Origin of the sequence: Streptococcus mitis, assembly GCF_009496285.1 — a bacterium.
Lineage (GTDB): Bacteria > Bacillota > Bacilli > Lactobacillales > Streptococcaceae > Streptococcus > Streptococcus mitis_BP.
The window spans coordinates 68,546-81,270 of record NZ_WIJK01000008.1 but is presented as its reverse complement, the minus strand read 5'-3'; the positions used below and the strand labels follow the sequence as shown (position 1 = coordinate 81,270).

4 protein-coding genes and 2 pseudogenes are annotated in these 12,725 nt (G+C 42.2%); 5 read left to right on the top strand and 1 reads right to left on the bottom strand.

The window, feature by feature from the left end; all coding sequences use genetic code 11:
• Together GEZ89_RS09835 and GEZ89_RS04040 are read left to right on the top strand one after the other, a co-directional pair.
• Positions 1-151 (top strand): annotated as a pseudogene (locus GEZ89_RS09835) (IS5/IS1182 family transposase); the annotation flags it as partial.
• A gap of 173 nt (positions 152-324) precedes the next feature.
• Complete coding sequence (locus GEZ89_RS04040) at positions 325-552, top strand: DUF4190 domain-containing protein (protein ID WP_153225054.1); 228 nt, start codon at positions 325-327, stop codon at positions 550-552.
• Positions 553-595: 43 nt separating this feature from the next.
• On the opposite strand, the pseudogene GEZ89_RS04035 reads toward GEZ89_RS04040, so the two are convergent.
• Positions 596-1,320: pseudogene (locus GEZ89_RS04035) on the bottom strand (pseudouridine synthase).
• Positions 1,321-1,795: 475 nt separating this feature from the next.
• On the opposite strand from GEZ89_RS04035, the gene GEZ89_RS04030 reads away from it, so the two are divergent.
• From GEZ89_RS04030 to GEZ89_RS04020, 3 genes are read left to right on the top strand one after another with little or no spacing between them, the layout of a single operon-like run.
• The gene (locus GEZ89_RS04030) at positions 1,796-2,494 is read left to right on the top strand and encodes a class B sortase (protein ID WP_153225053.1); all 699 of its coding nucleotides are present in this window, start codon (positions 1,796-1,798) and stop codon (positions 2,492-2,494) included.
• Positions 2,491-3,120 carry a hypothetical protein gene (locus tag GEZ89_RS04025; RefSeq protein ID WP_153225052.1) on the top strand — a complete coding sequence of 210 codons (630 nt, stop codon included), beginning with the start codon at positions 2,491-2,493 and terminating at the stop codon, positions 3,118-3,120. Before GEZ89_RS04030 ends, GEZ89_RS04025 begins: the two co-directional genes overlap by 4 nt.
• Entirely contained in the window at positions 3,104-12,724 is a 9,621-nt protein-coding gene (locus GEZ89_RS04020) for a DUF6531 domain-containing protein (protein WP_228113866.1), read from the top strand. Before GEZ89_RS04025 ends, GEZ89_RS04020 begins: the two co-directional genes overlap by 17 nt.
• Position 12,725: the final 1 nt, after the last annotated feature.

Below are 12,725 nucleotides of genomic sequence, written 5' to 3'. Positions count from 1 at the left end.
GTACCATAATTTGAGATACACTAGAGAGAAAGGAAAGTCCAAAATGGAGGATCAGGTTGGGCTTACTTTAGCGTGTTTAAATATCAAAAAACTGGTGAAATGGATAGAGAATATCCCTTTTTATTTTTCTCAAATTCAAATTTTTGGATAGATTAGTAGATGATGAGACAAACTATTTTGGAAAATACAAAAAGACAAACGCCAACAATGACGTTTGTCTTCGTTCTGAGCTTTATCTTTAAAAGCTTTTTTTGTTTTATCCAATTGATAAAACTAATTTTTATAGTATTATTCATTTGTATGAGTTTAAGGAGTTTTTAGAATATGCAAGAAAAGAAAAAAGCGTCACTTGTTTTAGGGATCTTGTCTATCATTCTTGGTCTGCTGTCGCCGGTGGTAAGTTTGATTTTGGGTATTATTGGTCTAGTCTTAGCTAACTCACATCAAAAAGAATCTGGGCTTGACTATAAGATAGAAAAAAATCTGTCCATCCTAGGGATTGTAATTTCTGCACTTCACTTTATTTTAGGTGTCATGGTATTTATACGCTAAATTAGATTTTAAAAAGCTTTATTTGTTTAAAGCTTTTTTTGTTTTATCCACTGTTTTCTAAGTAATTTTTAATAACCTGTAATTCTTCTTTGTTTAGAAGTCGGCAATCACCTTCTGCTAGTTCAGAGTCCAATATAAAATCTCCAAATTGAACTCGTTTAAGAGCAGTGACCTTGACACCAACAGAGAGGAACATTTTTTTGACCTGATGAAACTTTCCTTCAGAGATGGTGATAGTGGCTTGGCTGAGACTAGGACTTGAGGATAAAATCTCAAGTTGAGCAGGTTTACAGATAGTTCCATCAAGAAAGGCAATACCATCTTTAAACTCTTGAATCTGGTCGGGAGTTAGTGGCCCATTGACCTCTACTTGGTAAGTTTTATCTACATGATACTGAGGATGGAGGAGTTGAAAACCTAGGGGACCATTATCCGTTAAGAGGAGGAGACCCGTCGTATCCCGATCCAGACGGCCGATGGCGTAGAGTTGCTCTGACTGGAGATGCTGAGGAAGAAGGTCCATGACAGTTGGGAGTTTTTATCCTTGCTTGCAGTCACGACTCCATTTGGCTTATGGAGCATGAGGTAGGTGTGTTCGTATCCTTGGATTTTTTTATCTTTGAAAATCAGCTCTTGCAACCCTGTATCAACATTCTGTGAAAGGGAACTAGCAGAGAGTCCATCAACTAAAATTTCTTTTTTCAAAAGAGCTTGTTTCATGGCCTTACGGCTGATTTTTTCCTGGGCTAATAATTTATCTAAACGCATACCAGCCTATCTTATCACAAGTCGGGATTTTTGAAAAGAGAAAGAAATTTTTTTGCAATGTCAAGCCAAGCGTGACAAATTAGTCCGTATGGTTAATTAAGTATCTTTAAAGTCTATTGAGATAACTTAATAAATTTTTACAGATTTATAGCTAGGAGTATTTTGGATTTCTTTTTTTGAGTGGGTCAATGTAACGAATTCTTTCAAAAAGCTTCAATCCTTTCTGATGCATAAATTTGAAATCAGAGTTTGTATGAATAATTTTGATCAGAACAAAAAATAAACATATCCATCGTTTATTATAGAGTTTTGTAATTCTAGTATATTAGATGAACCTATCTTTTCTGTTAGGCTTCATTTTACAATAGGGGAATACAAAAATTCCTAAATATTGTAACAAAAAGGCGTTTTATACAAAAAATGGATTTACAAAGCATACAGATTTCTGATACAATGATAGTATGGGAGCGAGCACATGAAAATTTTGAAGTTTAGTTTATCACTAATTATAATAATTGTGGTGTTATTTTTAGGTTTAAAAGTCTTAGATGGCCTTGAACAGATGGCTGTGGAACAACATTCTCAAAACGCAGTTGAGAAGAAGTTTCATCAGAATCCAGATGTCTTTGCTTGGCTAACAGTTGAAGGGACTCGAATAGATTACCCGGTTGCTCAGCATCCAAGGGATGATGCTTATTACCTTTCTCATGATATAGATGGTGAAGAGACCTATTATGGCGCTATATTTACAGAGCTGGTTAACAAAAAAACATTTGAAGATCCTGTCACGATTATCTACGGACATGCTATGTTAGATGATTCGATGTTTGGGTCTTTAGATTATTTTGCGAAGCCAGCTTTTTTTAAGGAGCATGAACGTATTACGATTGACACCTTGACTCAACATTTTGAATATGAGGTGATGGCAGCTCACTCTTATACAGATGATCATCTTTTTCATACATTCAAATTAGGAAGTCGAGAAGGCCTCAGATATTATTTAGAAACATTACAGATAAGAACATCAGACTATGGGGGATTCTATCGTCAGATTGCTACTGACCCTCAAAAAGATCGATTTTTAATCTTATCAACCTGTGATGCTACTGGAAATGATCAACGATTTGTGGTTACTGCTCGTTTAAAAAGTATCAAAGAAAGGACAAGTACATGATGAAAATATTAAGATTCTCAAGGTTTTGGAGACTAGCTATCGGCTTACTGTTTTTAGGAGTGGGGCAACGCCTTCTATTTACAGGTGCGATTTCCCCTGTGATAGTCGAGGAAGGTTTATCACTCATTCTAACCTTATTCAGCCTACTATTTTTAATAATAGGAACAGTTCTTATTTTTCCAATAACAATCTGGTTTTATAGGCAGTACCGATCAGATAAACGTTTAAATCACACTATTCTGATTTACTTGTTTAGTGCAATTTTATGTGGCATTCTCATCGGAGGTTTGGGTCAAGTTTTATACGATCATACAAGTTTGGAATATGGCCATGTCAAGATTGCTATCTGGGCATTTACTACAATTGTACAAACTTTTCTTAAAGTAATCTTATCCTATAGTCTGGTTAGTATTTACAAAGCTTTACCAATTAAAAGTAGGGTAGATCAATTGCGACTACCTGTTCTGGTATCCATGCTTATTGTCGCCTTTTGTTTAGCTATTGCTGTTTGGTTCCCAATACCAGGTTCTTTCGTTTTATCCATCGGCGATGCTCTTATTTTAATTTTTACACTTTATTATTTTATTTATCTTACAAAGGAGAATGATGATGAAAAGACTGCGTAAGTCCATACAGTGGTTATTATTGCTGAGTTTATTTGTTTCTAACATGCCGTTGATCTATGCGGAAGAAATAAACCAAGCAATTAAACAAGGCCAGGCTGAGGAAGCTTATAAAAAAGCTGTTACAGAGGCGAGTAGCCAGACTGTTAGTTCTGAAAATGCAAATACGGAAAGTTCGACAAGTGTTGACTCCTCATCAAAACCAGCAAAAGATGGTGGAGATGCCCTACAACAACCAAAGGTGGTCAACGAAGAGAGTAAGGCAGAGGCAGAACTGAAAAAACAATACGGGGCACCAGTAGCGGTTAGTGGGCAAGAACAACTGTTTCGGGTTGATGATACTCACTTTGTGACGCATATTGGTAGTGATATTAAAACCTATATTGATAAAGAAGGGGTAGAAGTTCCTGTAGATTTATCTCTCTATTCTTATCATGCTAATGGGAAGCATTATTATCTACCAAAAGAATCTCCAGTAGGAGTAGTTCTTCCGAGCGAAGTCAAAAAAGAGACTCCCATTGATATTACTCATAAGGATGATAAAATTTCTTTGTATCCGCTTGATAAGACATACGAACAAGCAACTGTAGAAAAGAATGCGATCTTATATAACAATGTTGATGGCAAAACAGATGTGCAATATACGGTACAGTCTAATGGAATCAAAGAAGAAATCATTCTAGCCGAGTGGGGTGGGAAGAACTCCTTTACTTATGGTTTGGATGCATCTAAGTATGATGTTTCTTTGAAAGACAATCAAATCCTTGTTCGCGCAAAGGGGAAAACAAAAATCCTCTTTGTACTAACTGCCCCAATGATGGTGGATAGTGTAGGCGCTACAAGTAATGCCTTAACCCTTGGATTGAAAAAAGGGGATGGACGTCATGAAGTGACAGTCACAGCTAGTAAAGAGTGGTTGTCTGATTCTGAACGTAAGTATCCTGTTCGGATAGACCCGACTGTAACAGTTCCACGAGAAAAAATTCTTGACATTGTTACCTCATCTGTACATGGACAATATCAAGGTTACTCTTATGGGTATGTTGGATATCTAACAGCCGAAATGATCGGAATGGCGGGTGTTCCAGGTGTTCGTGACATCGGGCGTGCAAGGATGTACTTTAAGATTAATTACGATTTTCAAAAGAGTATTCCTAAGGAAGCGCGTATTGATAGTGCGAGTTTAAACATCTATGAATATACGGCACCAGATTCTCAATCAACCCAGTTTGCAGCTTATCGCTTGAAACAAGACTTTGATATCAATAACCTCACATGGGATACTTCTGTGGGCCTTGATATGGAAATTGCAGGAAAGAATGCGACCAGTGGTAAGAAGATTGGAATGCATAACTTTGATATCCGTGAGACTGTGAATGCATGGGTTCAAGGTTTGGAACCAAACTATGGTCTAGTTGTAGCTGCAACCGACGAAGGCTCAGACGGTGGTGCTTTCTATACAACTGAAGCGACGGCAGAAAATGCAGGACAGATTGGGTTTACTCCAGACAAGGCTCCGAGTTTGACGATTAATTGGTCCGTTCCAGATCCAGTTGATGTAAATTATCCAATAGGGAACACAACCATCAATCTTCGGACAATGGTGAAGACAGATAAGAAAGGAAAGTTGCAATTTCAGGGAGTCTTTGCGGATGGTCTGACAACGCCGGGTGCTCAGGTTGATTACAATCTTAGTGATACTGCGAAAGACTACAAGGGACAAAGCTCTGCAAGTTTTTCTTACAAATACCCTGATAGTAGTTCCTTTGATGCAGCATTTGAAAAGGGAACGACCAAATATAAAGATAAACTTTCAAACTGGCAGACTCAGGTGCCTTTCACAGAACCTGAACTAAACAAGGTTTATACGATTGACGCAGAGAGTAAAAAGGATAGTCAAACTAGTGGTAAAAAATCAAGTGATACTTTCTTGATTTACAAGGTTACCCAGTTTGATACCCTTCCAAAGATTGCGGCATATTATGGAGTACCACTCAATCAACTTGCTTACGATAATCGTATCCAAGATATGATGCTTGTGCAAAATAACACCCTATTTATTCGCAATCCAAGAAAGAATGCTGATAAACCTTATAATCCACCAGCTTTGACATCCAATACAAAGGCGGAAATAGACAGGCTTTTAATGGGGCGTGGTCTTCACTGTGAATTTGGATTTGAGCCAATCAATCTAAACACGGGGAATTTCTACCTAGATCGAACAGATGTTTCTATCACTGATGTTGACGGCAAATTTGAAATTAATCGCGCCTATAATTCTAAAGCAGCAGGCATCAATAGTCTCTTTGGACGTGGTTGGTCATTTGCCTTTAATGAGCAGTTATCAAGCGATGAAGATCAAAATCTCTACTATACTCGTACAGACGGTTCTATTCTTAAATTTGCGAAGGATGGAGATGGATATCGTGCTCCAAGTGGCTATGACCTCACTCTCGAAGTAAAAACAGTTGAAACGAAGAAGGGTGACTTTGGCGGAGACGAAAAAGAAGACTATGATGTAAAGGAATACCGAATTGTTGATCACAATCATCAAGAGAAAACCTTTAACTATCACGGTCTTTTAACGAGCCAGACGGATGAAAAAGGTAATAAAACAAGCTTTGATTATAATGAAAATTACCAGCTGATCAAGATCACATCTCCTACAGGCTTGGTTTATAGTATCACCTATAATACAGATGGTTATATTGGTGCGATTCAAATCCCCAATGGCTCAACTTTGACCTATGAATACGACACGAATGGTCATTTAATTACTTATACGGATGCGACGGGAGTTCCTACTCGTTATGAATATGACGATAAGGGACGTATGACGGCCTGGTATGATGGAAACGGCACCAAGGTCATCCAAAACGAGTATGATGAGGAAAATCGTGTCATCAAGCAAACAGATGGTGCAGGTGCTGTTTCAACTCTTTCTTATAGTGAAGGTCAGACAATCACTACCGATGGAAATGGCAATCAAACCGTATATACTTACGATGAGCAATATCGCACAACTGGCATTCGCTATGCAGATGGAACTAGTGTCTCAAAAACGTATGATGAAAACAACCGTCTGTCAAGCGTGACGAATGAAGCGGGGCAAACAACTCGCTACACCTATGACAGCAATGGAAACACCTTGACAGAAACGCGTTTCGACGGTGCGGTAAAAACTTCTAGCTATGATGAGAAGAACCATCTTCTGTCTCTCACTGACTTTAGTGGTGCATCAACAGCTCATAGCTATGATGCCAATGGTAATCTAATCCAGACAACATTGCCAGATGGGTCTAAGATTACTTATACTGTCGATCAGCAAGGTCGCATCTTGTCTACAACAGATGCGGCTGGTCATACAACTTCTTTTGCTTATGAAGGTGCGAATCTGGTAAGCATTACCAATCCTTTGGGAGGCGTATCAACCTTTACCTATAATGCACACAATCAAGTCACTAGCATTACGAATCCTCTCGGTGGGACCAAGACTTTCACCTATGATGCAGAAGGTCGCAAGCTGAGCGAAAAAGATGCCGATGGTGTTGGGACGAGCCATACTTTTGATAAGGCCGGTCAAGTGACAGCTGTGACAGAAGGCAATGGTAATACGACTACCTTCACCTATGATGGTTTTGGCCGTAAAATCGGTGCTTCGAATGGAGAAGGTGGAACCTATAGTTACACTTATGATGGTGTTGGAAACCAGCTTTCCGTGACTGATGCAGAAGGACACGCTACTAGCTATACATATGATAGTAAGGGTCGTTTCCTAACAGAAACCAATGCTTCAGGGCAAACAACTACCGTTACTCGTGATGCGTTGGGTCGAATTGTCACTCGAACCAATGAAGTAGGTAATAGTAGCAGCTTGACTTATGATGATAGAAACAATGCCGTTAAAACTATCACAGATGCTTTAGGTCAAGTTACTCAAAATACTTATGACGCGGCAGGAAATGTAACCTCAGTTTCTTATCCAATCGGTACAAAGGCAGAGACTACTTATGATATCATGGGTCGTGTGCTATCTTACACCGATGAAGCAGGTCAGACAGTGACATACACCTATGACAGTGTTGGAAATAAACTTAGCGAAACCAAACAGAAAAAGACTACCAGCTATACCTATGATGCAGCGGGAAATGTGACAGGTGTGACTTACCCAGATGGTAGCAGTGTTTCATATGTGTTGGATGCGATGGGGAATATCCTGTCCATGACAGACGCCCTTGGAAAAGAAACGACTTATGAATATAGTAAGGCAGGGCGCCTGATCGCAACAACCAATGCCTTGGGTCACCGCACCAGCATGACCTATGATGCCAATGGCAATCAAAATAGCCTAACAGATGCGGCAGGCTATACTGCTAGCACGACTTATACAGGCCAAAATCAAGTTTCCAGTATTACAGATGGTTTAGGCAATGTCACTAAGATGGCCTACAACCAGATGGAACAGTTGACAGAATTGACAGATGCCTTGGGTGGTAAGACTCAGTATACCTATAATGAACTGGGCTATCCGATTCAGGTCATCGATGCCAATGGCAATGTCACTAAGATGACCTATACCTCAACGGCTCAACTGGAAGAAGTGACTCTTCCAGACGGAACTACCGTAAGACAAGAATACGATGCCCTTGATCGTCTTATCAAGCAGACGCATTCTAGTGGCTTGGTGACGGAGTACAGCTACGATGCTGCCAACCGTGTAGTGAACAAAAAAGATAATCAGGATCTCAATGAGACCTATACTTACGATAAGGCAGGAAATCGTCTCACTTTAACAAACAGCTTGGGTGAAGTTACCCAATATAGCTACAATAGTGACAACCAACTGACTAAGGTGGTCTACGCAGATAAGACCAGCGAAACCTTCACCTATGATGTCATGGGCAATGTCGCAAGCTCAACTGACCAAGAAGGTAAGACAAAGACCTATCACTATGATCAAAATGGCAATCTAGTTAAGACCGTCGATCATTTAAAACGTGAAACCAAGTATAGCTACGATGCCCTCAACCGAGTGGTGACAGAGTCGGATGCCGATGGCAATACCTCCACTTACGAATATGATGTCCTAGGTAACCTCTCTAAAATGACAGATGCCAATGGCCATTCAAGTAGCTATGGTTATGATGCTAATAAAAAATTGGTACTCTATACAGATCCAAATGGTCAAGCGACAGCCTTTAAGTACGACCCATTAGGACGAATCATCGAAACAGTAGCTCCAACAGGAAGCAAGCAAAGCTTCAGCTATGATGCTTTGGGAAATCGTTTGAGCGAAACAAGTGGCGAAGGACATACAACGACCTACAGCTATGACAGTATGAACCGTGTCAGCAGTAAGAAACGTCCAACAGGTGGAGAGACTCAGTATGCCTATGACGCTACAGGTAGCTTGGCAAAAGAAACAGATGCCAACGGTCATAGTACCAACTATGTCAATGACCTTTATGGTCGTGTGACCAAACGCACCTTACCAAATGAGGCGGCTTACACCTACGCCTATGATGCCTTGGGACGTCTCACCAAGCAAACAGGTCCACAGGGACTATCGAAAACCTATAGCTATGATGTGTCTGGGAACTTGGTACAGGAGACAGACCAATCTGATCGAAGCAATCACTATAGCTATGACAAGGTTGGCCGTCTCTTAACGGCTAAGAACGCCCTTGACCTTGAAACCAAGTATAGCTACGATGAAGCGGGGAATCTAGCTAAACTGACCAAGCCGTCAGGTGCTACAACCACTTTTGACTATACGACCCTCGATCAACTCAAAACGATCAAAACGCCAACTGGTCGAACAGTGGAGTCAAGCTATGACCCAGTCGGTCAGGTAACCAAACGAACCATCAATGGCAAGCGCGAAACGACCTATACCTATGATCCGAACGGTAATCTCCTTGAGGAGACGAATCCTCTCGGTCAAGTAACCAAGCGGACCTATGATAGCCTCAATCGCCTCACCTCAGAAAGCGATACGGCAGGCCAGTGGACTAAGTATGGCTATGACCACGATAACCATCTCACGAAAATCACAGATGAAGCTGGCGGCGTCGCAAGTATGACCTATGATGCCAATGGCAACCTCACCAGTGTCACATCCGGAAGCAAGCGTGTCAAGACCTACACCTATGACCTAAAGGATCAGTTGCTTACAGCGACACAAGGAAGTGGAGAGAAGGCTTCTACCTCTAGCTATACCTACGACAGTGTGGGCAATGTCACTTCGGTTACGAATGGAAATGGCAAGGTCACAAGATACAGTTATGACCAGCTTTCCAATCTAGTGGAGCGCATGAACAGTCTAGGAGATAAGGAGACCTATACCTACAATGTCAATAACCAGCTCGAAAAAGTAACCAAGTCCGATGGGAAAACCATCAGCTATGATTACAACAAGCTGGATCAACTGCTCAAGGTGGAGTACTCTGAAAAGCAAGATGGTCAAGTCCTCTATACCTATGATGCGGACGGCCGTCGGGTGTCTATGAGTGACCTGACAGGAACTAGTCAGTACGCGACCAACGAAGAAGGCGAGATCACGGGTGTTCGTCAGGGAGATGGTAGCCTGATTCAGTACGAGTATGATGCCTATGGCAATATCTCGAAGATGATTTACCCAGATGGTAGCACAGTTTCTTACACTTACGATGAACTGGATCGTCTCACTTCCGTGACAGATGTCAAGGGACAAAAGACCAGCTATAGCTATAACACAGCAGGGGATCTGACGGAAGTTAATCGAGGAGATGGGACTAAGAGCTTCTTGACCTATGACAAGGCTCACCGTCTCACTGAACTCCGCCACATGGACAAGCAGGACAAACTCATCTCCAGCTACGGCTATGAGTATGACGATGGTGGCTACATTGCCAAAGAAACCATCAAGCAGGATGGCGAAACCCTAGTCCATACCTATACCTACGATACTCTCGGTCAAGTGGAAAACATGACCGTATCGGATGGAGCTGGTAAGGAACTTTCTAAACTCTCTTACACCTATGACCTTGCCGGCAATAAACTGACCAGCAGCGAGACAGTTGATGGCAAGGAGAGCCAGACACACTTTACCTATGATGACCATAACCGCTTGACCAAACTGGAAGGGCCAGATGGCACTATCACCTATACCTACGACAAGAATGACAATCGCATCGCTTCTGAGAAGAACTCAGAGAAGCTAGATTATATCTATGACACAGAGAACCGCCTGCTTGCGATCAAGGACAAGAAGGGGCTTCTCATGGCTGCGCTCTACGACGGAGATGATAACCGTGTCTTCACTGCTAGTCGTAAGGAAGGCAAGAACACTTATCAACTCTTCCAACGCAAGCCAAAGGATACCAAGTCAGGCCGTAAGTCGCCATATACAGCCCCAAGTGGGGAAGAAAACTCCCTCTTCTGGTATGGCTTTAGTCAGAATGTCCTCCAAGCCCTATCCACCCTACCACAGACAGTAGGAAGCATCTGGCACAGCATCTTTGACGATGTGTCGAGAGCCTATCACCAGAAAGTGGCTAAGGATCGAGCAACCAAGGAAGGAATCGTCGTCAACCCACCAGAGCTCGGGAACTTACCGGGTCAGGGAGAAGTGACCTATGCCAGTCAGGTTCAGGATGTCCTGATCCCTTATACCACACGAGAGGATACCTACAACTATTATGAGGAACGCAACTATGTCAACGATGTCAATCGTGAACATACAGAAGTCCTTGAAACCTATGACCATGATGGCAAGGCACGAGAGACCTATAGTTATGGCAAAGGTCGAGCTAGCTACCTCAACAACCAAACTGGTGACAGCTACAACTACTTGACTAACCAGTCAGGCTCTGTGACAGGCTTGACCAAGGATGGACAAGCCGTCGCATCAAGCAGCTATAACCTCTATGGGGCAAGAAAGACAAGCACAGACACGACAGGGAATCCATTTGCCTACAACGGCGAAGCTCGTGACGATACTGAACTTGACTATTTACGAGCAAGGTATTATGATAGTCAAGGAGGTACTTTCTTAACCGAGGATAGCTACCCAGGTGAGGACACAGATCCTCTCAGCCAGAACAGCTACAGCTATGTGCAGAACAACCCTGTTAACTATACAGACCCGAGTGGACACTTCTGGAACAGTATCAAAAAAGGCTGGAACTATGTTAAGTCAGGAGTTAATTGGGCTGGCAGACAAATTAGTAGAGGCGTTAATTGGGCTGGTAGACAAATTAGTAGAGGAGTCAGCTGGGCAAACACCCAATTTAACCGAGCGTCGAATTGGGTTGGTAGACAGATTGATAGAGGTGTTAACTGGGTCAGCACCCAGGTTAACCGTGCATCGAATTGGATTGGCAGACAGTGGAATAAGGTTCAAACGACCTACAATAGTGCCCGCGACTATGTACAAACGAAATACCAGCAAGCGGCAGCACAGATAGAAGCTAAGCGCCAACAAGTGGTTCGGTCTGCCTATGCCCTAGCAACAGGCTTGAGCTCTTCCCCAACCATCCGAGAAGGAAAGAATCTCCTCCGAAACTGGGGAACAGCCTTGCAGAATACCTTAAAACATGTTTGTACAACAGCCGAACGGATCAAGAATCAAGTCGTTGATTTCGTGAGAAATGTCGACTGGAAGAAGGTTGCCGTAACTGCGGGAGCTATCGGTGTCGGTATTGCTCTTACCGTAGCGACTGGAGGTCTTGGAGCCCCCGTAGCGATGGCTATCGGTGGTGCAGCCTCTGGAGCAATCATCTCAGGATATGATGCCTATAGTTCTGGCCAACGTGGTTGGGAATTGGTTGGTTCGATTGCCAAAGGAGCAGGAACGGGTGCTATCTCAGGTCTTATTGGCGGTCAATTGATGGGAGCAGGAGCTGGTCTAGCAACTAATGTGACCCAAAATATTGGCAATCAAGCAGTTCGACAAGTTGCCAAGATTGGAGTGGAATCTGCGGTTGAGACTGCGATTGATACAGGTATTGATTTGGCCACAGGCAATAAGATTACTGGTCAAACAGTCGCTATGAACTTTGCCTTTAACACCTTTACCAACGGAGCAGGTAGTGTGTCTCCTAAGAAGGCTCCTAAGGCTGATGTGGTGACGACGAAGCCGAAATCAGGGGATGTACCGATCACGAGACCACGCAAAGATGTAACCCCTGTTCAGCAACTAGCATTGCCTGGGCCGACTAGTAAACCACTTGCCTTGCCAGCACCATCAGATAAAATATCACAAATTAATCCCTACAACATTAGGTTTAGTCAAAGTTCTGTTAATGGAGCCGATTCTATACAATCTAGTATGATATCTAATGGTTGGAAAGGAGATGCAATTGATGTTGTGAATATGCCTGATGGTAAGTTAACAACTATTGATAATACAAGGGTTATAGCTGCTAGAGGAGCTGGGATTGCTGCTACGGCTAGAGTACATCAATATACGGATCCTCTTCCAGAACAATTTATAGATAGACTTACAACTCCTGCTGGTACACCTTCAACTTGGGGAGAAGCAGTTCAGTTACGTGTTGGTAAGCAAAAATCATCTTTTCGAACCTTGAATCCATACGGTTCGTACGACTTAGAACGGAGGAATTAAT

Excerpts from the sequence above, each read along its gene's own strand:
- GEZ89_RS04040 (WP_153225054.1), top strand. The coding sequence starts at position 325 with ATGCAAGAAAAGAAAAAAGCGTCACTTGTTTTAGGGATCTTGTCTATC.
- GEZ89_RS04030 (WP_153225053.1), top strand. The coding sequence starts at position 1,796 with ATGAAAATTTTGAAGTTTAGTTTATCACTAATTATAATAATTGTGGTG.
- GEZ89_RS04025 (WP_153225052.1), top strand. The coding sequence starts at position 2,491 with ATGATGAAAATATTAAGATTCTCAAGGTTTTGGAGACTAGCTATCGGC.
- GEZ89_RS04020 (WP_228113866.1), top strand. The coding sequence starts at position 3,104 with ATGAAAAGACTGCGTAAGTCCATACAGTGGTTATTATTGCTGAGTTTA.